The organism is Paraburkholderia sp. BL10I2N1, assembly GCF_004361815.1.
Classification (GTDB): Bacteria; Pseudomonadota; Gammaproteobacteria; order Burkholderiales; family Burkholderiaceae; genus Paraburkholderia.
In genome coordinates, this window is the sequence record NZ_SNWA01000001.1 from 4,650,004 (window position 1) to 4,671,531 (window position 21,528).

Sequence of the window (21,528 nt, forward strand, 5' to 3'; positions counted from 1 at the left end):
CCGCTTTTACCGTTACGAGACGCTTCCTGACATCAGCCCGGCCGGTTGCGCATCCAGCCCTTCTGAATACTACTCACTGTTAGTAACACCTAAGGTCCTGTTTTTAGAAGACATTTCCACGACTAACAAACTTTATCGTTTTTGCCTACCCTTTCGATTAGGCAAAACGCGGACATTACCGGCTAATTGCCCTCGGAGAAAGACTATCTCGTCCCTTAGCGTTTCGTGAATCGACGCCAGTTTAGCAATGTCATCTTTCGCTGCGCAAAGCTTCCCTCGTACATCCTTAAGTGCGATGCGCGCTTCTGCCAGCTCGGTTGCCATGGCATCGCGTTGCTGGCGGGTGCCACGGCCCATCGCCGCTCGAATCTCTTCAGCGACGTCCGGATAAGTATTATGAATAAGGCTTGGCGTCACGCCGGCCTCAGCGGCCACCGCTGTAATGCTTATTTTCATGCCCTTGTTCTTGACCCGCAGAATTGCAAGCTGCAGTTCGTTTTGCGTATTCTTCCTGTCCCGTGGTCGTGGCTGGCGCAGCGCGGCAGTAGCACCTGTCTTCATGAGATTGTTCCCGTCTCGTCATAAGCCGCCGCCTGGTCTCCGGAAGGCAGAGGAACGCGCAGGTCATTGAGTACCTCCTGGGAGCGTCGTATTGCACGCTGGGCCTTCTGAATGACGGCTGGCCCGCAGTCGGTAATGGCCGCTAACCGTAGGTTTTGAAGATGAATCGCTTGCCAGGTGGAAGCCTGGTCGCTGTCGATGACGGCCTGAGAGCAACCGGCGCAATTCGCCGGCTCATAGACGCCTTGCCCGTTGCAAACTCGGGTACCGCTGAGGCACCAAGCATGGCCGGTACTTCGTATTTCCACGGCCTCGGCAGTATGAAGAAGGAGGTCTCTTATGTTTCGGACAGGCGTAGCCCGGGTTTGTATTAGCCGCCTGCCGGCCCCACCACTCAATGGCGCGTCCGACTGCATCCAGCCTTCCATCAACTCGACGCGGGCCTCAGTTTGCTCATCCTCCAACTCTCGATACAGAGCGAGGTCTTGGTAAGGGTTAGATGCGTAGAGCTGGGTCCACGACATTGACGCGTGCTTGAGCTGCCACTTAAGAAACACCAATCCCATGCGCCCTAGACGCGAGTTGGCCACGTTGTAGGCAAACGTGCGCCGGCACTGGTGGTTAGCCAAGGCCCAGTCCGTACCAGCGGCGCTGGCCAAGGCTTTGAGCTGAGCGTTGCAGGCCTCCATACTCATTATTTGTACACGCGAGCCACTCCCGAGATGGTCGGAGTGACGCTTATCCAGAGCCAGGAACAGATGCTGACCACCCTCGCGGATGTCATTGAGCCGCGCGACCGCCTCGGCGACGGTCATGCCGCTCTCCAGAAGGCCGTCTTCATTTACGCTTTGACGCAGTTGAACCTCAAGCCAACGAGCCTCGTCCGCCAAACGAGCCTGCAGCGGCTCGGCGTAACGCTGCAAGAAAGCGAGTGCTCGTAACGCTTCCGGTGGAACCAAGAATTCCACTGCGCCCTTGCCGGTCTTGATTTCGTAGGTATGGACCCAGTGGAAGGTAGTTCCATTCCGTACTTCGCTTCGCCAGCAATCACGTGTGATGCCCGTACTTTCGCTGTTGCGCATTCGCCAGTGGTGGGACCTACCATGTGCGAGTATTGCGCATCGAGTTGATGCCGGTGAGTTCCGAAAAAGGTCCCTGCCGAAAACGCTAGGCCTTCGGCGTAGTGGAAGCCAGCAGAGCCGCGACGGAAAAATCAATGAGAACCTTGCTCGGGCAGAGCGGCAGTCACCGACTTGAGCTATAGCGAACACAGCCCCGCCCGGCTTGGGGCATCGGACAGCAGTAGCGGTGAGGTATCATTGTGCGCATCACTCACCACAGGACGCGAAATCTGATGTCTGTAGATTCCAGCTGGTTGGGCCAAATTGAACGTGAGTGGGCACAACTTCGCCAGAGCGACCCGGCACTCGACATAGAAAAGTTCTTCCGGCACGTTGTGTCAGCGAACAAGGTTGGATTTCTTTCACTTGAATCAATCGCGGCCATTGCGAATGGCCTGCTCACAAGCCCGTTGCCGGGCGCACCCTATCTCGGCCGGCGCCTTCTTGAACGGGTTGGCCCTGACCGGCACCCGTCGCTCCGGGTCGCCCTTGCACTGTCTCTTGTCACGGAGACAGGTGGGCCTGCCGATTTCGAGGGCGGACACGTCATTCTGGGCGATGTCCTGAAGGACGACATGGCGAGCGACCCGCTTCGCGGCATGGCGGCAGCGGCTCTTGCGGACAGCGCGAGGCTTGGTCGTGGCATGGACGCCAACCTTGAGATGGCCAAGGACATGTATGCCACGGCCTTGGAGCTTGGACACCGGTCGGCCGCGTATAACTTGGGCTTGTATTGGGAGGGACGCTGGGGTACGAGTGCTCCCGGCGACGTCGTCCCCGACAGCACAAAGGCGGCACAGGCCTACAAGCGTGGTGGTTCGAACGCAAAATGCGCCGCCCGCCTGGACGCATTGCGGACCCGTTCGAGGTAAACCACGCCAATCGCGCGTGCCGACGCAAAAAAAGCGAGCTCTGTGTGCTCGCTTACACGGTCGATTAAGCAGCCGCAGCTTCCGGGGCAGCCGCGACATTCGTCGTCGTGCCCACCTTTTTGGCGCCAACCAGGTTCTTCGCCGGTGCCTTCTTCGCTACCGCCGCCTTTGTCGCGGGTTTCTTCGCGACGACTTTCGGCTTGCTCGCAGCGCCAGAATCTGCATCTCCGCTAACGCTAGCAATCAGAAACTTTGCCCGGTCTTTCGCACCGGCTAGCCACGCCGGAGCCGGACCGCGCCCGCTCCAAGTCGCACCGGACTTCGCGTCGCGATACTTAGCCGGCTGCGGACCTTTCGGCTGACCCGTGCCAGCAGCGGCGCTGACTGACGACGAGACCTTCTTGCCCGCAGTCTTGGCCTTCTTCGCACTTGCCACGCCTGCAGCGACGACTGCATCGGCACTACCCTCAATCAGGAATTTGCTGCGGTCTTTCGCGTTCGCAATCCAACCCGGAGCGCGTCCGTGTCCGGACCATGTAGCCCCTGTCTTCGGGTCCTGATATTTCGCTATGGAAGCCTTCCCGACAACAGCAGATTTCGCACCCGGCTTCGGTCCACGTTTCTTGCCACCAGCGTGCGCATCGATATCAGCGGTCGTCAGGCCGTGCGTTGACATCAACTCACGAATCTTTTCAATTACGCCGCTGGACTTTTTCGCGATGAGTGCGTCTGCTTGAGACTGCAATTTTTGGATTTTTGCTTGCAAGGATTCCAGGGTGGTCATTCCCGCCTCCGTGGTTGAGAAGCCCGCACTATGCCATGCGCGAGATGCAGCGCGCTACTTATAGCTGGATGGCCGAATAGATATCACCCCGGACGGCGGTGGTGAGGACCTGTTCGCACACTTCTCGGAAATCAAAGCGGAGGGCTTCAAGTCTCTGCACGAAAACCAGAAGGTCAGCTTCGAAGTGAAGCAGGGAGCGAAGGGCAAGCAGGCTGCAAACATTAAGCCGGTCTAACGGCCAGTTCATCCTTTGCGGTGTCGAATGCCCGGTTCGCCGGGCATTTTCGCCTTTTGCGCGGGCGCTCAGCTATGAGAGCATGGATGCCGACTGACGGAATTTTTCTGCCGCCAGGCTTTGTGGTTTTGCTAGCCATTCGCTGGAAACTTGCGACACGCTTCTGTACAGCGTTGCAATGCCCCTCCTGATGCTCCTCGCATTCTGCCGCGCACGCATCGCACACCTGCGCGCACAAGGCGCAGATAGCCCGTCGCGTGCCGGCTGCTGCACACCATGGCACCGGATGCAACTCGGCAGACCACCGCGCAATCGACACCGAGTTTTATGCGTTCGGCCATTTCGGTCGCATGTTTCACTCACAAACGGGAATCGACGCAGTGGTCGCAAGCCGTCGCTCATGCGTCGCAGGCCGAGATGCAAGGTTGATGCTGTTCGTGTCCATTTAATGGCTCTGATGGAATGGCCGGCGAAAAGACCGGCTCATTTCACCGAGCAACGCACGGACCCAGTCTGCACCGTTGTTTTTTTCGGCCTCTCCTGCCAGGGCGAGGCGACCGCACTCAGGACCATCGGCGTGAGCCGTCAGGTCAAGGTATTGCCTCAGACTGCGTGCGGACGCGGAAAAACCTTTCGACGGGAATAATCGCGACTATGCCGTCTCCGACCGGCCCGACGTGCGCGATATCCATGATTGCTCTTACGAGGGTTTCAACGTCCGATGCCTGAGCGAAAATTTCGATTTTGAGGTGCTCGGTCGTCCAATCATCGGCAAACAGGTTTGGATGCGCGCCGAACCCTTTTACCTTGCTGACGGTTATGCCGTGGATATCAATAGCGGCGAGCCTCTTTTCCAGAGTTTGCAGAACCTCCGGCCGGACAACCGCCACAACACATTTAAGTTCCATGTCTAGCTCCTCGTTGACTCCCTGATGGAAGGACGTCATGCGCTGCTATCCCTTCGGCGCCCACTTTGTACCAGGCTATTTCTTTAGCTGTATCCTCGACTGGCGGCCGTCGTGCCCGTCCGCTCGCCTGGCAGAGCGTCGCTCGAACCTAGAGAGCTTCGCCGCGCAACTGCATCGCGCGTCGATAGGCATGCGTGAGTTCCTTGGACTTGGCCTCAGCGAGCTCGCGCAGTTCCTTGCCGAGCGACGAGACCTTGTCAGGATGGTACTGCGACATGAGCCGGCGATACGCTGTCTTGATTTCAACGACGCTCGCATCCTGTCGGACTTCGAGCACCTCGTACCAGGCCGGGTCTCCTCGCGTGGAGGATTCGTTTTCCGAAGACCCCGCGCTCTTCGCGGACTCGTTGTTCTGCGCTCCGCTTGTCGGGCCGGCTCTCGAGCGTCGCTCCGCAGCCTTGCCTTTTTCGATGAGCTTGGACACCACCCAGTAGCCGAGCAGCAAACAGATGACGAGCACCCAGAACCTAAAGGAAACCACGCGAAACCTCCCGGGTCAGGGCTTCGCGCAACTCGCCCAGGCGCCCCAGCTCGGCCTCGTTGTTCTCGATGTCCATCAGGTCGTCGACCATCACCACGAGCTGACGGAAGAGCGCGTCTTCTACATCGCCCGAGAGCCGCGTCGCGGAGACCCGGACCAGGTCCGTGTCCGGCAACTTGCCCCGACTGGCGTGCAGCGACAATTTGGGAACCAGATTGAGCGAGTGAGGCGGACAGGCCAGTAAGTCAAATTATAAGCCGCCACCTCCGAATGCGTCACCCATTTGCGACGCACTTTGCGCGATACCCGACGAGACGGAACGGTGACGCCCGCAGGAATCTCCGAACGCGCGGCTGTGGTAAGGGAGGACACACGCCTCATAACGAGCCACGCGCGCCCCTCCCACATCCCTTGGCCAAGCAGCGACGGTACCGCGCGTCACGCTGCCGCGAAGCGGCAGCGGCTCGCCCGGATAACGGACTCCCGAAAAGCCATAGCAAACATGAATTCTCGAAGAGCAGCGTCGCGCGAGCGGAAGTTTTTCTCTTAGGTAGCGAATCAGACTTGAATTCGGCACACCTGCGACCGTCCGCTATCGCAATGCAAATGGCGAGCAGTGGGATGGCGAGGGCGAGATGCCTGTCTGTCTCGCTGCTCCGTGCAACACAAGCTGGTCAGTCCCCTGCGCACTTTGAGGTCGACGCTACGACCACAGCACCGTCGCGCGAACGCTGAGCGTGGCTGCGAGGCGTCGTCCTGTGCCGTCTCACCACGTGCCTGCACACGCTGGCAAAACGCTCCAAAACTGCTCCGCCGCAAAATGATTCATCCGATGTCAATAAGAGATAAACGCGGAAGGAGTGGCGCATACACATTACCGCACTGGCGCCCCCAGAAATGAAATGGGAACCCAGAGGGTCTTTGCGTACGGGTTGTTGGTGGCAAAGCCCGCGTTGGTGATTGCGGTCACCTACTGTGTGCTCTCAAATCTGAACTTCCAGGCGTCGTTCGATAGGTCGCTTTCGTTGTATCGCGCCGCGGAGATGGGTCTGGTGAGCAAGGATTTTGCGTCGCGACATCGGACCGACCTCGTGCTGTTCAAGCACGTTGGGCCTGACGTGTTTGAATACCGGGTGCGACGCCCGCTGCTCGGTTATGCGGGCATGCCCTGGCTAGTCGTACACCGAACCGCCGCCGACCTGATTGCGCTTTGCAGCGCCCCTGGAACGACTGGCTGCACGCTCAAGGCCGATTGAAACTTTCAAGCAAACTTGCACCGGCGAACAATCGGTGTTTACCAACTCACCGTGACGCTGCATCCGGCGCGTGCGTCAACCCTACCTGTAACGTTGTTCCGACGCGCTCTTTAGTGCGGAGCCGCCGGACTGCCCGGACTTCGTCGACCGCAGTCACGAAACGGCACGCCCAGTTCCTGCTGCAGCCAACCACTCGGCTTGGGATATTCAGCGCGGGCATGCTGCGGCAGGACGTAGCCGCCGTTGTCGCCCTGGATGATGCCGTGGTCACCTGATTGTCCGACTAATTGGTGGTTTCGCTGAGTTGCTCCGTGTTTTTTCGGGTGATACTGTGAAACTCGACTCGCTCTCAGACGGTGGCGGCGCGGATAGCGAGGCCCTGCTGCAAGCAAGTGCCACACGGGCCAGGATACGTTCGGCCTGGAGACAGCATCGATGGTCCACCGTATCTTTGCCGACAGCACCGACGACTTCGTGATGTTGCACGCCGTTGATGCGCTGGGGCCGATTGCGCATCCGCGCGTGCTGGTGGTCGATGACTATCCCGCTGGCGCAGATGCGCTGAAGCTCTTGCTGGAGCAAGACGGGTTTGAGGTACGTAGCGCAAGCGACGCCTGCACTGCATATGCAATCGCCGAACAGTGGCTACCCTTCGCCGTCGTAGTTGACATCGCGATGCCCGGCATAACCGGGTTCGAGCTCGCGCGGCAACTCAGGGCAGGCACGCTCACGCGCGGTATGCTACTCGTTGCCTTCACCGCATGGAGTTCTCCGGAGGAAATAATCCAGGCACGCGAAGCCGGCTTTGATGTCCACTGCCTGAAACCGCTCACCCCGGTTCGGTTACTCACCGTGCTCCAGTCCGTCACAGGCAGATGAGTCCTGCAAGTGCGACCTCGTGAATTTCGACGGTCGAGGTCGCCGTGGGGCCATCACGCGTAGAGTCATGCAGAAACGAACGGGGGTACAGTGTTGCACTGTTATCGTGTTCGTGGACGGTACGCGCGGCCGGCGTCGCGCTTCCGGTTGCGTTCTCTTATTCCGAGGAGCCGTATGTCCACAGGAAAGAAGCCATCTGATGAGGCACTTGCGCTGGAGCGAGTGGTGAGCGCCGCTCGTGCTGTGCAAGCCGCACTGGCCGCTCTTCAACCGCGCTTCGCTGCGGACGGAGATGGACAGCCATCGACGCTCGAGCTCGTCGCCTTTGAAGTCGCAATGCAGGAGCTGAAAGAGGCGCGGGAGGCGTTTGACGTACTGGTGTCGGGCGTGCCTCACCCGCATCCATGAGGAAGACGACCATCGCTTGTCACACCCGGCTCTACGCACATCTTTGACGTTGCGCCGCACGCAGTCGCACGACTGCGCACAGCACGCGCTCGAAGGGTGTTTGCCACCTAGAGTCGTGTACTGCCCATTACCATGTCGACGAACCCCAAGTACCAGGAGACGTTCAGCCGCATTAACAGCGCCACCGGCACCATGACGTTAATGACGGAGGTCGACGTCGCGACGGGCGAGGACGTTCGAGTCTTGCGCTTGGGAGCAGCGGAAGATGGTAAAGCACTTGTGCTGGTTGATTTCGACGAACGGAAGGCGGGTATCCACCGCGAAATCCGCTCCGAGATTACGGTCCGAGACTTGATAGCGGCGATTCGTACTTACGGAGCAGAATTGTCGGGCGAGCGACACAACCTGTGAAAGATAGTCGCTCGCGTATACGGACTTGCATTGGCTTCGCACGACACGTGGCGAATATCCAACTCCGATAGCCTGCGTCGCAGAGTCGCCGGCGCAACGGCCCGCATTGCCCCCCAACTACGGATTCCAGCACTGAGAAACGGCGCGCCAGCGAGCGAACGGCTTACGAGCGCGTCGGGTTCCCTGGGAGCGATTTCCAGAACCGCTGGCGACATTCAGTACAATGGGCAATCGATTGCGCCGGAATACTCTGCGGGACCGTTATTGGCAGTTAAACGTTGAACTCAGACACGCATTATCAAACCCTTGGCGTTGCGAGCACCGCGTCTGCCGACGATATCGTGAAGGCGTACCGCCGATTGGCGATGCGCTGGCACCCGGACCGCAACCCGGCCAACCCGCACGACGCCAAAACGCGGTTCCAGCAAATCAGGAGCGCGTACGACGTGCTGGGCGACCCGCGCAAAAGAGAGCTTTACGACCTCCAGAATTCGCCACGCCGGTCTAGCTCATCCGGCAGTGCGTCGTCAGGCTCGTCCTTTGACGAGGCCGTCCGGGCGCGATGGAACAAGCGACATGGACCGACGCCGGTCCAAGGCGCGGATATCGAATGCAAGATGACGGTCCCGCTCGAAACGGTAATTTTCGGCGGCGCTGCGGACGTAGCGATGCTTGCACCGCGGCCGTGCGGGACCTGTCACGGAAACGGCAAGCTCGCCGGTCATTTCGCCTGTCCGTCATGCGGCGGCGACGGCAAAGACGACCATGGGCGCAACTGCAGAAAGTGCAGTGGCTACGGCGCGGTCGACGAGACGCGCTGTCCGAACTGCAGCGGAAAGGGCGTAGTCAAGACTAAGAAGACGATAAGGGTGACCGTCCCGCCGGGTGTCGTGGAGGGCACGGTTCTGCGTGTTAAGGGCGCCGGAGGCCCTGGTCTGAACGGGGGCGCACCGGGTTCGGCTTTCTGCCGCATCAAGATTCAGGCGCATCGCACCTACAAGCTGCGCGGCCTTACCCTGAGCCGGGACCTTACGGTGGACTGTGTCACAGCCATGCTGGGCGGCACGGTTGCGGTCGAGTTATTCGGCGCGCAGGTCAAGGTCGCCGTGCCGCCAATGACCCGAGCGGGGAAAATCATCACGATGGAAAAGGCGGGGTTGAAGAATTCGAAGACCGGAGAAAACGGTGACCTCAAATTCAAGGTCGTTATCGATTTGCCCACCAGTGCTCGCAAGTTGAGGCCCGAGCACAAAGAAATACTGCGGGCGATGTTCAACGCCGCTGCCGCCAAGTGAGGGTTCCAGCGGTGGCACGCTCGTCCGGTTGGCGCTACGAGGTTACGGCCGCCGAATTGATTGCAGCTATTCGGACGCATGGTGCTGAGCCTCCGCGAAAGCAACACAGCGTGTGACAGGTGGCGCCGACCCTGACCCACACCTGACAACGGCATCTGGAGAAGCCACCCGGCGGAGGCCATCAAAGCCGCAGCAACTCTGCTTTCATCCAGTCGTGGACGGCTCTGCTCAATTCCTGTTGCGACATGTCTCCGGATGAAAATGCCGGGCCAACAACTACTCGGATGTGCCCCCGCCCGTCAGGCCATCCCTTCGCCGGCCAAACCTTTCCCGCGTTGTGGACAACAGGGACGACCGGCGCACCGGTCGCGCATGCCAGACGAACACCGCCGGACGTCAATCTCAATGGTGCGCCATGCGGCACCCGGGTTCCTTCCGGAAATATCACCACGACGTCACCCTTACGCAGCCGCTCGGCACACTCCTGTGTCACTGCCTGATGGGCCTGTCGCGCCGAGCCACGATTCAGGCTGACCATGTCGAGGCCACGTAGCACCCATCCGAAGAACGGAATACGCAGAAGGTCTTCCTTGAACACAAAGCTGATGCGTCGTGGAAACACCGCGAGGAACGCCAGCGTCTCCCAGGTCGATTCATGACGGCACAAGATTATTGATGGCTCTTCTGGAAGATGCTCGAGCCCGTCCACCGAACATGTGATGCCAGGCAGCCAGCGCATCACGGCAACCAATGCACGGCACCATTGCGCCGCAAGCCAGTAGCGGCCGCTCCTCCCGACGAAAGGAAAAAGCAACAGTATCCCCGCTGAGTACAGCGTTCCGCTGCCGAGCAGGTAGACAATGAACAGCCATTTGGCGAACGTGGAGCGCATGATGACCCGAATGAAATGAGCCTGGCAGCGGGAGGTTATGGTGGCGACCAACTGCGCCTGCTCGCCCGATGCCTTCACACGCTGGCAATTCGTCATCGACAAGAAGTAGGGTTTCCATCCTGGCCCGCTGTTCCAGGGCGTGAGATGCATCGGCATCAGTTCGTCACGACACTTGCTCAACAGCCTTCACGGCGTACCGATACATCTGTCAGGCGAATGCGAACGGCCCGAATTCCCACTGTACTGCCTGTCGGGGTCACGTCGTCCATAGGGTTTTAACTTAGGCCCGAGAGAGCGGTGTTCAGCAGGAGGGCGCGTGCGACTCTTGGTCGCACGCTTGCAGTTCCCCCTCTCTTGGCAAGCGGTGACTTCGGCCGCTCCTGCATGGAGACCGACTTAGGTTGTCCAGGACACAAACCCCGTTGAACCGCGCAGATAGAATCCACCAGTAGCGAGGAAGAGCGAGATGCGACAATTAGCGGCGGGCGCAGCCCTGTTGATACTTCTGTCCGCCCGCAGCGTAGGTGCCACGCCTGCAACAGGAGGCTCGGGCGGCTTTGGCGTGGTGGACGAAAAGAAGTGTGCCGCGTTCCGGCGTGATGCGGTCCCGCAGAGCATCAACACAGCGCAATTCGTCGACGCTCACATCGAGCCTGTTTCTGCAGCAGAAGGGGTCTATCTAGCCTCAAAAAACTCTGCGTTTAATCTATCCCCCAATCCCCGTCGCTTTTCGCTCCTCGCTTCCCGGCCGGCTTTCAGCGCCTGGCGGCTGCATACCTCGCTCAAGGTCCTCGTGCAGTCGCTAAGAGCGATTGACGAGCCCGCTCCAGGAGAAAATCTGGAGGCCCATCGCGTGAAAAGCGCGACCTTCGCATTGCTCGCATCGGCACAAACAGCAACGATGTTCGAAGCGTACGCACGCTACGACAGCACGCGCAAACCGCCATTCATGACTCAGGCAACGATGGAGACCGCTTCAGTGTCCCTCGCGAACATGGGACCGGCTCTCGCATGGTTTGTGAGTTGCACGGTCGATGTGCTGAAAAAATAAACCTGATTACCCGAACAGTATTTCGGGGTGCCCGCTGGGGCAAACGACATTCTTGCGCCAATTAGGGGATTTACGTCGTCACGACGCCTCGACCCGCAGCCGAGGCAATCGAGCGGCGAGGAGTGCGTGCGTAACAACTGAAGAGAATTGCCGTTGACTGCAACGTGACCGTGGTCTCGCCAAACGGTTTCGAGCGAATGCTTCCTCTCAGCAGCGAGCACCCGGTGCAGCGGCTATCTCGCCTTGTTCGAAGTACATGCGGTCAGGCGATAGCGCTACCCCGAACATCGAAGCTTGCCGCGAACCCTTCACTCCCCAAATTTCAATCTGCCCGTGCCGACCGACAACAATAACTTCGCGGGCACCGCCTTCAAGATAGCTTGTGACCCTCCGGTCAAGGTCGTGCGCCCTGTCACTATCGAGCAGCACCTCAACACAAAGGTCGGGCACGAACGGCACAGGGTCGTCGCGGTCGAAATCCTCCCACCTGTCACACGGCATCCAGACAACGTCGGGAACCCTGATGCCGAAGGACGGGGTCGTCACAGCAACCGACATGGCGGCAAGATGGCCAATCTGCTCGGTTACCTGACAGAAGATGTCGGTGAGCACTATCTGGCGCCTCGCGGACGGGCACGCATTCGCCACCGGTACACCCCATTCGTCCAGTTCGTACCGTTCGCCTTGGCCGAATTCCGCGTGGGCGCTCAGGCGACGCCACGCGGCAAGCAACCCGTTGCTGTCCAGGAGGTAAGGCGCGTCCATAGGCATCTCGCAGGGAAGTCACTTAAGCGTATACCCTTTTCCCCGCGATTTAACAATTATTATGCATTTGTGCACCGCAAAATAGCAGGATGTCGAACTATCCTTCGCGTCAACGTCGTTGTCGCGCAAAGGCGAGCTAAGCCAACGGGCGAATAGGACCGCTATACCGCGCCACGCTTACCTCGAAGCTGTTCGTTCTCGAACATCAAGCGAAGCTAATCCGTGACTTCTACGGTCGAGCAACCGTGTCTGGAGGCGCCCGTTGTTATTGTTATGAAAATGCGCCGCGAAGAAATTCGATTCCTTGCACGGCAGGCCTTGAACATCTAAAGTTAACGCGGTTTCTCAGGTTTGTTGTGCGCCGCGGGAAACACGGAAGCAATGAAGACCAGGACGCGACATCTCCTGCGGATACTTTCCGGTATCAAGCGCGCCCGCGAATGCAGGCCCGCTCCGTGCAATCGCAAGCGGTAATACGATGCGCCTGACTGCGGGGGGAAACCGTCGCTGCACCGGTCTCACCGAAAGACGGCCAGCGCGACGAGTCGCGCCATTCATCTGCTGAAAGCTATCCGCCGCCGGGTCCCGAAACAGGCTCTCGGCTGCACTGGAGCCGTGCGTGCGCGGACGTTGGCCGGGCTCCGTCAAGCAACAGGAACCGTGACCGGTGGGTCAGTACCCGGTCAACCTCAAAGTGCTAGCATGTGCGATTAGCCGTGCCGGCGACCGTGGTGCCGGCCTTGGGTGCCGCGTGTCCATCCTGAGGGAGAGACATCTGAAATTCGTTGCAGCTCGCCCAACATTTCAACGAGCCCGGCAGGTCAAGCGTAAACAACGCCCTGGGACCGGTCTGCTTAGGGTGCGGTCCGCCGTCTGGCCACAGGAGGCCCAACATGAAACTTGACGCCACCACTTTCCGGCAACTGCGCCGTCTCGCTCCGGTTCTCGATGACGTACTCAACGCAGGAGAGGTCGAGCACGCAGACCAGGCCGTGGACCTCGCTTCACTTGCTCAACTGTGCTCGCAGCTGTTCGACGCATACCACTACCAACACCAGGGCGAGATTGCGCAAGCGCGACTCGACGCCCTCGAGTCGCGGTAACACACTTCCTCTGGACTGGCTCGCGGCTTCAGGTATCGCCGGTACAATCGAAGGACTCATCGCTTTGACCTCAGAACATGACCGCACGCCCATGCGTACAAGACGATTTTCTGCAGACGCTCGCAAAGGACAAGACCACCGTAAACGTGAACGGCATCAGACTGAGTGGTCAACTGGCCGGCTTTGACCAGTTTGCAGTGCTGTTGGAGTCTGGCGCAGGCGTGCAACTTGTTTTCAAGCATGCCATTTCGACCGTGATGCCGGCCAATGGCAGGGGCCCGGCACGCGACCCAGCCGACGCGCCGTTGAGTCGCGACAAGCCGAACCACGTGCAAGCTCGCGACCGATGAGAACTGTCATATCATGCTGTGACCTACGCTTCATCTGCGCATAGCCACGAGACGTCCACGTGGAGAAGTTCAGAAAGGCGCTCACAATCCGTACTCTTCGGAACGGTAACTCCGGCGCGCCACAGCGCGACGTCGTGTTCCGGTACGCCGAGCGACCTGGCCACCCGACTGGAAGTAACCTTTGGGCGCTTGATGGTCATATCCAGCCGTGCTGCGAAGGCCCGCCTGGAACTGTTGTTTCTGAGAGTCCTCTCCAGATGTGCATCTAGATTCAGACGACGATTCATGGTGTGCAATGCTCCATGTGACTCCAGCCCGACCAAACCTATGTGTTTGAAGCTAAGAATGTATGACGCGGCGCCAAAGCTGATGCTTGCGGTCGGACGCCAGCGCCCCAACAGGCCCCCTGCTGCACGTCGTCTCCGTGCCACAATGAGCTACCGTTCAGTCGATGGCAATCGGGACGGATGCTGTTTCCGCGATTGCGTTCACGGCCAGACATTCCGCCGCCGCTGTCCTCGAGTGAAGTGGGAGCGCAATCAACACGCTCACCCGACGAAGAATCTGTCGGAACACTTGCTCGAAGGCCCGCTCCTGCCCGGCGTCACCCGCTTTTGTCGCCAGCGGGTCCAGGAAGTTCCACTGGCAGAATACGGGCTTGCCTGGAAGAAAAGGCGTGCTGTTCCGCGACTTCGTCACGCATCGCGATGATGACCGCCGGGCGGAAGCGCCATCGCAATGAGGGCGCAGACGAATCCAGTAGCGGCGAAAGAACAACGCTTCCTCACAAAGTGCCCCGTGATAGGCCGATTCAATTGGCATCCCAACCGCCACCGTCCTGTAATGGAATCTTCGTCGTCTGCAGCTCCTGCATCTGTCGACGCTCGCGGAGCACCTTCCCGCAGCCCAACGCCGAGGAAGCTGTACAGGCAGTCGCTGCTGAGACCGATACGCCTGCGGAGACGGTTTCGAAAATGTATCTCGACGCGGTGGCTTCCAGACGACGCGCTTCATCACCTGGTCCCCGTTGCCGAACACGCTGAGCGCTGGATATACGTCTTCAGGAGACGAACATGACTGATTTTCAGGGGCAGGTTGCTGTAGTCCAACAAGCAAATCTTAACTTCTTCTTTGGGCTGGCTGGCAAATTGCTGGAAGGCGAGGAAAAGCTCATCAGACTGAATGTGGATATGGCGAAAACGACGCTTGCAGACTGGTACCAACGCATGCAAGACGGGTTGACGAAAAAGGACGGACAGGAAGTTACTGGCTTGCAAACCGCGCTGGCGCTGCCCTCGGCGGAGAAGGTCCTGACGTACGAACGTCAGGCTGCCGAGGTTGCGTCGACCATGCAAACGCAGCTGGCAGAGGTCGTCAATGCCCAGTACAAGGAGGTCAACCGCCAGGTTCAACAGTTCGTCGAGAATGTCGCGCAAAACGCCCCGGTCGGCTCCGAAGCCGCAATCACATTTCTGCAACAAGGCCTTTCGCTCGCCAACACCACCTACGAAAACGTGCAAAAAGCCACGAAGCAGGCAGTCGATGTCGCGCAAAGTAACCTGAGCGCCGCAACGGAAGCCGCATCGAAGGTGACCGAAGCGGCTGAGCAGGCAGTCGAGAAAGCGGCGAAGGCGGTGAAGCCGGCAAAGTAATAATTTGCTGAACCCGCGTGGTCGCACGGCGCGCGAGGTAACGAGCTTGGCCACACTGCGATGTGGCCACCACCGGACAAGCCCGGCCACGCCATGTCCGCGCCGAGCGTCTGCTCCATCGAGCGGTAGTCGCCGATGATGTCTTCAGCTTCGGAGGGCGTACCAAGGTCGGGCTTTTCGTCTTCAGCTCTCGCTGCCGATGGCATGTCTTTTTCTGGCACCGCCGCGACCGGCTGCCAATGCGCTTCGCGCCGATAGCCAGCTCGAGTCCCCAAGGCCCAACGTCGACAAAGATTTCACCGCCCGTGCGCGCGGCCGCGCACTTCTGACTGCGTCCGTCCCAGAAGGGCATCAATCTCCTTCATCATTCGGGCTATCGACGTCGGCTTCTGCAAAAGTACATCCCACAGCGGCTCTGTCGGATGAGGCGGCAATGCGGCCGACAGCATGACTACGGGAATGTCGGCCATTGCCGTGTCCGACTTCAACCGTCGGCACAGTTCGACGCCATCAACGCGCGGCATCATCCAGTCAGTCACGACGACATTTGGCCTTTCGAGGGCAGCCGTGGCGAGTGCTGCTTCCCCATCTTGTGCAGTGAGCACGCGGTATCCTTCCCGCTCGAACAGCATTTGAAGCGGGCGCAGGATATTCGGGTCATCATCAACAAAAAGTATCGTTGCCAATCCGGTCGCCGTGTCCGTCATGAAAGGACAATCCATGAGACAAGCACTGAACGTTCCAGGTCCGGAACTGCCAGCGCCGGCGCCAAGAGCGTCAGCTTCCGTGTGCAGCAAGAACTACAATTCATTCGGCACGGCAATTCTTTCGCACGTCAATCGTATGAATTACAACCCGGAGTTGACCATGGCCGGACCATCTGTGGCCCCTGCGGCGGACCGCGCAGAGCGCGCAGGCACGTTAATCACAACGGTACTCGACGAGCGTCTCCATCGCGTACCCGACTTTGCCGCAGAAAGTCACGCCTTGCACCGACTGGCAAAGGCGCTCACCGCGTCAGACAGCGCCGTGCTGCAGACTCTGGCCGATATGGCTCGGGAGCTGTGCGGCTCCGGTAGCGCCGGCATCAGCCTGCTCGAACGCGACGCCGACCGGACCCCCGCGTTTCGCTGGGTCGCGCTTTCGGGCCGCTGCGCGGCTCTTGCCGACAAGGTAACCCTGTTCGAATGCAGTCCGGAGGGTGTCACCCTCGAGATGGGCGCAGCCCAACTATTCAGTTTTCCAGAGCGCCACGTCGCCTGTTTGAGCAGCGCCGTTCCCGAGGTCGTTGAAGAACTGGTCGTGCCGATTCCAGGTACACCTGAACCGTGGGGCACCCTGTGGGTGATGTCTCATGACGAGCACCACCGCTTCGACGCCGAACATCGCAGAATCCTGACGAGCCTCGCGTACTTCACGTGCGCTGCGCTGACTGTCACACAAGCGAAGGCCGACGCGGAGGCTCGGGCAGCAGAAGCGGAAGCGGCGAGGAATGCACTGGCGAAGGCTGAGGCGCACAAGGACGATTTCATCGCGATGCTGAGCCACGAGCTGCGTAATCCAATCGCCCCGATTGATGGCGCACTTGCGGCAGCGCAGAAACTCGCGGCCGACAGCCCGGCCGTGTTATCGGCCCTGGCGGTCGCGAACCGGCAGGTGCGGCAATTGAAGCGTCTGGTGAGCGACCTGCTCGATGCTTCCCGAATCAGGCACGGCAAGTTGTCGGTGCGTCACTCATACAGCTTGCTTGCGGACATTGTGAAAGACGCGCTGGCCGCCGTAAGGTTGGACGCTGACGGACGTCAACACGAGCTGCATGTGACCGTTCCGGCATATCCGGTCACCGTTTATGCTGACCAGGCACGCCTGACCCAGGTCATCTCAAACCTGTTGTCGAATGCGGTGAAATACACGCCCCCCGGTGGCACCATAACCCTGTCGGTGGAAGCGCCGGACCCCGGCACGATACCGACGCACGATGCGACGCCCCGTGAAGCCGTTGTCACGGTTCTCGACAACGGCGTTGGCATTTCGCCAGCATTCCTGCCGCATGTCTTTGATATGTTTGCCCAGTCTGCAGCGGTCCGGACGCGTGCAGAAGGAGGGTTGGGCGTTGGATTGTCTGTCGTGAAGTATCTGGTAAACGCACACAACGGCCTCGTCACCCTTTCGAGTGAGGGTGTCGGCAAGGGTACCGAGGTAACAGTCCGACTACCCATTGTCTGCAGGAGTCCAGTCGAGCCGTCCAACGCTACTAGCCACGGGACGACGCCGGCGCGCATCCTGCTGGTGGACGACAACGCTGACGCCACTGAGGCGCTGGCCACGTTGCTGGCACTCGAAGGTCACGAAGTGAAACGGGCACAGAGCGGACCGGAAGCACTGTCCATGGTTGATTCGTTCACTCCGGACGTTGCCCTGATTGATATCAGCATGCCCGGCATGGATGGTCGGGAACTGGCCCGTCTGCTTCGTGAACATGAGCAATGCTCTGAGACAAAACTGGTGGCACTGACGGGCTACGCTGATGCGGCCAGCAGACTCGGAGACGCCGAAGGCGCATTCGATTGGTATCTCGTCAAGCCGCTGGCGCTTGATGACCTCGCAGATGTTCTCCGGGGCTCGTAGCAGCTAGTGCTAGAGACAGTCATTCCGGGCCAAAGGCTTCGCGGCAAGGCCACAATCTCGGCGCTGACCGCGCAAGCTCACTATCTCGTCAGTTTCACGACGTTGGACAGGTCCTGTCCGAGGGATGCGCCGAAGCTGTATGTCGGACGGTCGCTGCCTTTTGCTGCATGCATGGCGCATCCTCGATGTTGAGCAGTTCCTCTGTAGTCTCGACCCTGTTGAGAGGAGTCGCGACGCCGATACTGACGCCAACCGGCAATCGACGGCCATGCTCCTTCTCCCCGATAGTACGGACGCGCGCGACTCAATTCGGCGCAAAAATCACAACCTCCCGGTCGACAAGATATCGGTGACTTCGTTCGCCGTGTCCCGCGCTGCTGACAGGCAAACGGCGCTTCAGGTTCATGCGGGGTCACGCACGTGTCCGAAGTGGCCCTCGCCCGGTTCAGGGCGGCTCGACCGTGGGATACAGGGCGCATCCACGGCGTGGACTTACACCTTCTCGAGCACGACTTGACCGCGACGGCTCGGGCTCGCGCCCCAGCCAAAGGGAACCACGACGTCACAGCTGAACCACGGCAAGAAGCGCTGGCCCATCGCCGATGACACGACTTGATGCCCCTTGCCCGTCGTGTCTTCAAGCAGTATCGCGCCTCCTGCCGCGACGCGACGCCGCTCGCCGTCACTGGCCTCGAATTCAATCTCCCCGCTGAGAAAAAATACCCACAGGCACATGGGCGAAGGATGCAGGTCGCCGACCCATCCGCTGGGCAGGCGCACAAATCCGTAGCGGCTCGCCGCCGCGAAATCCGAGACGTCAAAGGATTCTGCGGGGGCGCGAAGTTGCGGGTGACCAGTTCGATGCTAACCGACGCAAAATGACTTTCGCCGACCGAGTCTGAAAACAGTTGTGAAAACGACAGTGCAAACGCCACGGGGTTTCTCCCTTCGCGGCCTATGTTCCAGTCGGCGTTCGACGTGCTCCGTCAGAGTGAAATCTCAGAGGTCTGGGTTACTCAGCGCCGCGCGAGACGTCGGCCGCACAACGACTCGCGTTGAGTGTCCCGCGCGCGGACACGGGCGTCAAGGCAAGGTGACGTAGCAGCGAGGGCATCGCGCCGGCATGGCGAACAGGCTCGCAAAGGTGTGCGGTCCGTTGCGCGAGGCTATTTCTGTCCTGTTGCCTGGTTATCGCGGCACGGCGGCCTGTTGTGCCGTGCCGCATTACGACCACGCTCTCATCATCGTCGAGCGCCAGTTCGAGATAGTCGGCAAGCGCCTGCAGTGACGCTGGCGTATGCACTTGCGTCGCGTGACCCGAATCAGCAGAGTTTGCCATCGTACGTTTCCCCGTCAAACATGTTTTGTCCCGAGACAGAAGGGGCGCCTGGCCACTGACGCGGCCGTGTTCCTACTATAAGCCGCCACCTCAGAATGCATCACCCATTTGCGACGCACTTTCCGCGATACAGGACACAGGCGACGAGAGGACCGGTGGTGCGCCGAGGAAGCGGCAACTGTGCTCCGCTTGTGGCAGGAATCGCGGTACTGACTGGCCACGAAGGGAGCGCCGGGCTACAAGGTCTGGCGGGTCGTCTAGTTGATGCAGAGCGGCTTGGCTGCTCAGGTCTTGATGGACCCGGGGTCGACTGGTTCGGCCATCATTTTAAGGCGCCCGTTGGCGATGCCGGTCCGTAATGTCAGCCCACAGACACCGCAGCATCTTGGTTAGAAAAAACTATCTGAGCCGTCACGCACACCCGAGCCTGGGTACTGGCGCGTTATCGCGTAGTCCGACAGGGCGTTTTACCTGGATTGACCCGTGTCCAGCAGTAGGCTACAACTTCACTGTCTGACTTGGAAAGCGGTTCAAGCACTGTCGTTGAGCACCAGGCAGTAACTCCCGCTGTTGCAATGTATATAAGACTCAGGCGCACCGAACTAAGCGCGCTCTTCAAATTTTGTCGGAAACGAATGATGGCAACTGGAACAGTGAAGTGGTTCAACGACGCCAAGGGCTTCGGCTTTATCACGCCGGACGACGGCGGCGAAGACCTGTTCGCCCACTTCTCGGAAATCAAGGCAGAGGGCTTCAAGTCATTGCAAGAGAACCAGAAGGTCAGCTTTGACGTAAAGACGGGTCCGAAGGGCAAGCAAGCGGCGAACATCAAGCCGGTCTGAGAGACAGTCTGCCTCTTTGCAGCCTGCGGTGCCCGGTTCGTCAGGCATTATTTTCAAGGCGGAGTCGAGCCAGAGCGCCTGGCGATAAAGTGGCACCCGCCAGTAAGCGCCGCAATTCGACGTCAACACGAAGCGCGTGCGGCGGCGTCACCACGCATGACTCGAATGCCAATTGCTTCGGTACGCTCGCCGGCCTGGGTCTTGCCGCTCTCGCGTCGACGCTGTCGCCTTCCGTCGTCGAAACGGTAGGCCGCGCGACTTCATGAGTGGCTGCTCGTGAAGAATCTACTGGAGAGTCGTGCGATGGATAACGCTTCGCGGGAAGAGAAGATTCGTGTGCGGGCCTATGAACTTTGGGAAAAAGACGGCAGCCCGGAGGGACGCGCCGACGAGTATTGGGAGCAAGCCCGGGCCCAGATAGAAGATGAAGAATCCGAGGCCGACAGGAACGAAGATGACTCAAAAGGACGGCTTCCGTAGTGACTAAAATCGATTAGGCGCCGCGTAGGAGCCGCGCCGTGGACCGCCACTGTCCAGCGCGGCCCTTGCAGGCGAACCGAACTGAGTGAACTGGCGAAACGAGTTCAGGGTGTCCTGCGCACGTTGCAAGGACTCACGTTAACAACTGTTTCGAGGACCAGGGACAGCGGAACGCCCAGACACGGATGGACATCCTGGGCGATGCCAGCAATGGTCTCAACGTGGTCGGCTGAAAACGAAAATCCTCGCCGCATGCCACCAGCAGACACCCGCTAATACTTCGGCCGCACGGCAGACAGAGAGAACTATGAGCCCGGAAGCAACGGCGGCAGGGCCTGGCATTTGTGTTCCAGCTCCGGTGTTTTACCTGGCAACGCTCGCGATAGGAATCGCACTTGAGTATCTGCTATGGCTCCGTTCCGATTCCCGGAGCTCCGTCAAAGTATGTGATTGCGTCGATTTTTATTGTCGTCAGTGTTTTGATAATGCCGCCCGTCCTCATGCGCTTTCGTCGAGCTGCCACTCCTTTCGACTCGAGGAAGCCTGCTGCGTCTCGGATAACAGATTGACCTTACCGGTTCTCCCGCAATCCGCCAGACGTGTCTGCCGCGCCTCCTGTTTTTCTGGACACAGATTTGGGGTAAAACGTGGGTCCCAAACTGGAGTTGTTGATGTTGAAGAAAACAGATGTAAACGGGGTTGCGCCAGAGGCGCTGGAAGGAGCGCGTAGCGCGACTGGAAGCGCCTCTGGCGCCGCCGAAGTCAAGCGTTGGTCGACCGGTCGCAAACGCGGCGTGGTGCTTCGGTTGCTGCGTGGCGAACCCGTCGACGCCGTGTCCCGTGAAGTCGGTGTGACGATCGCCGTGCTCGAGCAATGGCGTGAGCTGGCACTGGCCGGCATGGAGGCCGGCCTGAAGGCACGCACCAGCGATCCCCTGGAAGCCCGGCTCAATGACGCCGTGCGGCGCGTCGGCGAGTTGTCTATGGAAAACGAGATCCTGCGCAAGGAACGTGAACTGCAGGCCCGTCGCCCTTTGACCGCTCGGAGATCGTCGACATGAGCCGCGCGATCTCCGTTAGTGCGAACAAGCCCTTTGGATTGCAACGGGTTTTGCCAGGTGCTCGGATTCCCCCGCTCGACGATCTATGCTGTCC

The 21,528-nt window shown here is 59.7% G+C and carries 26 protein-coding genes and 1 pseudogene; 17 read left to right on the forward strand and 10 right to left on the reverse strand.

Annotated elements, in window-relative coordinates:
* Nucleotides 1-132: 132 nt before the first annotated feature.
* Together B0G77_RS21695 and B0G77_RS21700 are read right to left on the reverse strand one after the other, a co-directional pair.
* On the reverse strand, nucleotides 133-561 hold the full coding sequence (locus tag B0G77_RS21695) for a TetR family transcriptional regulator (protein ID WP_133663946.1): 429 nt from the start codon (nucleotides 559-561) through the stop codon (nucleotides 133-135).
* Nucleotides 558-1,643 (reverse strand): tyrosine-type recombinase/integrase, encoded by a 1,086-nt coding sequence (locus tag B0G77_RS21700; RefSeq protein ID WP_133663947.1) that lies wholly within the window; start codon nucleotides 1,641-1,643, stop codon nucleotides 558-560. Before B0G77_RS21700 ends, B0G77_RS21695 begins: the two co-directional genes overlap by 4 nt.
* Before the next feature lie 272 nt (nucleotides 1,644-1,915).
* On the opposite strand from B0G77_RS21700, the gene B0G77_RS21705 reads away from it, so the two are divergent.
* On the forward strand, nucleotides 1,916-2,554 hold the full coding sequence (locus B0G77_RS21705) for a sel1 repeat family protein (RefSeq protein WP_133663948.1): 639 nt from the start codon (nucleotides 1,916-1,918) through the stop codon (nucleotides 2,552-2,554).
* Between the two features lie 64 nt (nucleotides 2,555-2,618).
* Here the strand turns inward: B0G77_RS21705 and B0G77_RS21710 are convergent, their stop codons facing one another.
* Nucleotides 2,619-3,338: an H-NS family nucleoid-associated regulatory protein gene (locus tag B0G77_RS21710; protein ID WP_133663949.1), complete on the reverse strand. Its 720-nt coding sequence runs from the start codon at nucleotides 3,336-3,338 to the stop codon at nucleotides 2,619-2,621.
* Between the two features lie 64 nt (nucleotides 3,339-3,402).
* Here B0G77_RS21710 and B0G77_RS21715 point away from each other — a divergent pair, with 64 nt between their 5' ends.
* The gene (locus tag B0G77_RS21715) at nucleotides 3,403-3,573 is read left to right on the forward strand and encodes a cold shock domain-containing protein (protein WP_133664234.1); all 171 of its coding nucleotides are present in this window, start codon (nucleotides 3,403-3,405) and stop codon (nucleotides 3,571-3,573) included.
* A gap of 590 nt (nucleotides 3,574-4,163) precedes the next feature.
* Here the strand turns inward: B0G77_RS21715 and B0G77_RS21725 are convergent.
* From B0G77_RS21725 to B0G77_RS21735, 3 genes are all read right to left on the reverse strand, one after another.
* Nucleotides 4,164-4,481 carry a P-II family nitrogen regulator gene (locus B0G77_RS21725; RefSeq protein WP_133663950.1) on the reverse strand — a complete coding sequence of 106 codons (318 nt, stop codon included), beginning with the start codon at nucleotides 4,479-4,481 and terminating at the stop codon, nucleotides 4,164-4,166.
* Nucleotides 4,482-4,629: 148 nt separating this feature from the next.
* Nucleotides 4,630-5,022: a DnaJ domain-containing protein gene (locus B0G77_RS45295; protein ID WP_133663951.1), complete on the reverse strand. Its 393-nt coding sequence runs from the start codon at nucleotides 5,020-5,022 to the stop codon at nucleotides 4,630-4,632.
* Complete coding sequence (locus B0G77_RS21735) at nucleotides 5,009-5,224, reverse strand: hypothetical protein (protein ID WP_133663952.1); 216 nt, start codon at nucleotides 5,222-5,224, stop codon at nucleotides 5,009-5,011. Before B0G77_RS21735 ends, B0G77_RS45295 begins: the two co-directional genes overlap by 14 nt.
* A gap of 700 nt (nucleotides 5,225-5,924) precedes the next feature.
* Between B0G77_RS21735 and B0G77_RS21740 the strand changes: the two genes are divergently transcribed.
* The 5 genes from B0G77_RS21740 (at nucleotide 5,925) to B0G77_RS21760 (ending at nucleotide 9,271) form a co-directional block, all read left to right on the forward strand.
* The gene (locus tag B0G77_RS21740) at nucleotides 5,925-6,278 is read left to right on the forward strand and encodes a hypothetical protein (protein ID WP_133663953.1); all 354 of its coding nucleotides are present in this window, start codon (nucleotides 5,925-5,927) and stop codon (nucleotides 6,276-6,278) included.
* Between the two features lie 435 nt (nucleotides 6,279-6,713).
* Nucleotides 6,714-7,157, forward strand: coding sequence for a response regulator (locus B0G77_RS21745; protein ID WP_133663954.1), 444 nt, complete (start codon nucleotides 6,714-6,716; stop codon nucleotides 7,155-7,157).
* Between the two features lie 174 nt (nucleotides 7,158-7,331).
* Nucleotides 7,332-7,565 (forward strand): hypothetical protein, encoded by a 234-nt coding sequence (locus B0G77_RS21750; RefSeq protein ID WP_133663955.1) that lies wholly within the window; start codon nucleotides 7,332-7,334, stop codon nucleotides 7,563-7,565.
* A 132-nt stretch (nucleotides 7,566-7,697) separates the two neighbouring features.
* Nucleotides 7,698-7,976, forward strand: coding sequence for a hypothetical protein (locus B0G77_RS21755; protein WP_133663956.1), 279 nt, complete (start codon nucleotides 7,698-7,700; stop codon nucleotides 7,974-7,976).
* Nucleotides 7,977-8,254: 278 nt separating this feature from the next.
* The gene (locus B0G77_RS21760) at nucleotides 8,255-9,271 is read left to right on the forward strand and encodes a DnaJ C-terminal domain-containing protein (RefSeq protein ID WP_133663957.1); all 1,017 of its coding nucleotides are present in this window, start codon (nucleotides 8,255-8,257) and stop codon (nucleotides 9,269-9,271) included.
* 181 nt (nucleotides 9,272-9,452) lie between these two features.
* On the opposite strand, the gene B0G77_RS21765 is transcribed toward B0G77_RS21760, so the two are convergent.
* Complete coding sequence (locus B0G77_RS21765) at nucleotides 9,453-10,163, reverse strand: lysophospholipid acyltransferase family protein (RefSeq protein WP_133664235.1); 711 nt, start codon at nucleotides 10,161-10,163, stop codon at nucleotides 9,453-9,455.
* A gap of 565 nt (nucleotides 10,164-10,728) precedes the next feature.
* Between B0G77_RS21765 and B0G77_RS21770 the strand changes: the two genes are divergently transcribed.
* Nucleotides 10,729-11,214: a hypothetical protein gene (locus B0G77_RS21770; protein ID WP_133663958.1), complete on the forward strand. Its 486-nt coding sequence runs from the start codon at nucleotides 10,729-10,731 to the stop codon at nucleotides 11,212-11,214.
* Nucleotides 11,215-11,421: 207 nt separating this feature from the next.
* Here B0G77_RS21770 and B0G77_RS21775 read toward each other — a convergent pair whose 3' ends face one another.
* Entirely contained in the window at nucleotides 11,422-11,979 is a 558-nt protein-coding gene (locus tag B0G77_RS21775) for a Uma2 family endonuclease (protein ID WP_133663959.1), read from the reverse strand.
* An 893-nt stretch (nucleotides 11,980-12,872) separates the two neighbouring features.
* Here B0G77_RS21775 and B0G77_RS21780 point away from each other — a divergent pair.
* The 4 genes from B0G77_RS21780 to phaP all read left to right on the forward strand — a co-directional run bounded on the left by B0G77_RS21780 (nucleotide 12,873) and on the right by phaP (nucleotide 15,084).
* A complete protein-coding gene (locus tag B0G77_RS21780) occupies nucleotides 12,873-13,082 on the forward strand; it encodes a hypothetical protein (RefSeq protein WP_133663960.1) in 210 nt (69 codons plus the stop codon).
* A gap of 77 nt (nucleotides 13,083-13,159) precedes the next feature.
* Nucleotides 13,160-13,432 (forward strand): RNA chaperone Hfq, encoded by a 273-nt coding sequence (hfq, locus tag B0G77_RS21785; RefSeq protein ID WP_133663961.1) that lies wholly within the window; start codon nucleotides 13,160-13,162, stop codon nucleotides 13,430-13,432.
* 710 nt (nucleotides 13,433-14,142) lie between these two features.
* Nucleotides 14,143-14,475 (forward strand): DUF3562 domain-containing protein, encoded by a 333-nt coding sequence (locus B0G77_RS21795; protein ID WP_133664236.1) that lies wholly within the window; start codon nucleotides 14,143-14,145, stop codon nucleotides 14,473-14,475.
* A 30-nt stretch (nucleotides 14,476-14,505) separates the two neighbouring features.
* Complete coding sequence (gene phaP / locus B0G77_RS21800; RefSeq protein ID WP_133663963.1) at nucleotides 14,506-15,084, forward strand: TIGR01841 family phasin; 579 nt, start codon at nucleotides 14,506-14,508, stop codon at nucleotides 15,082-15,084.
* A gap of 296 nt (nucleotides 15,085-15,380) precedes the next feature.
* On the opposite strand, the gene B0G77_RS21805 is transcribed toward phaP, so the two are convergent.
* Complete coding sequence (locus B0G77_RS21805) at nucleotides 15,381-15,791, reverse strand: response regulator (protein WP_133663964.1); 411 nt, start codon at nucleotides 15,789-15,791, stop codon at nucleotides 15,381-15,383.
* 13 nt (nucleotides 15,792-15,804) lie between these two features.
* On the opposite strand from B0G77_RS21805, the gene B0G77_RS21810 reads away from it, so the two are divergent.
* The gene (locus B0G77_RS21810) at nucleotides 15,805-17,712 is read left to right on the forward strand and encodes a hybrid sensor histidine kinase/response regulator (protein WP_243751080.1); all 1,908 of its coding nucleotides are present in this window, start codon (nucleotides 15,805-15,807) and stop codon (nucleotides 17,710-17,712) included.
* Nucleotides 17,713-18,274: 562 nt separating this feature from the next.
* Here B0G77_RS21810 and B0G77_RS21815 read toward each other — a convergent pair.
* Nucleotides 18,275-18,647: pseudogene (locus tag B0G77_RS21815) on the reverse strand (cupin domain-containing protein).
* 188 nt (nucleotides 18,648-18,835) lie between these two features.
* On the opposite strand from B0G77_RS21815, the gene B0G77_RS43345 reads away from it, so the two are divergent.
* The 4 genes from B0G77_RS43345 (at nucleotide 18,836) to B0G77_RS21830 (ending at nucleotide 21,434) form a co-directional block, all read left to right on the forward strand.
* A complete protein-coding gene (locus B0G77_RS43345) occupies nucleotides 18,836-19,000 on the forward strand; it encodes a hypothetical protein (RefSeq protein WP_166656212.1) in 165 nt (54 codons plus the stop codon).
* Nucleotides 19,001-19,689: 689 nt separating this feature from the next.
* Complete coding sequence (locus B0G77_RS21820) at nucleotides 19,690-19,893, forward strand: cold-shock protein (RefSeq protein WP_133662111.1); 204 nt, start codon at nucleotides 19,690-19,692, stop codon at nucleotides 19,891-19,893.
* 303 nt (nucleotides 19,894-20,196) lie between these two features.
* Nucleotides 20,197-20,373 carry a DUF2934 domain-containing protein gene (locus B0G77_RS21825; RefSeq protein WP_133663965.1) on the forward strand — a complete coding sequence of 59 codons (177 nt, stop codon included), beginning with the start codon at nucleotides 20,197-20,199 and terminating at the stop codon, nucleotides 20,371-20,373.
* 671 nt (nucleotides 20,374-21,044) lie between these two features.
* Nucleotides 21,045-21,434, forward strand: coding sequence for a transposase (locus B0G77_RS21830; protein WP_133661086.1), 390 nt, complete (start codon nucleotides 21,045-21,047; stop codon nucleotides 21,432-21,434).
* Nucleotides 21,435-21,528: the final 94 nt, after the last annotated feature.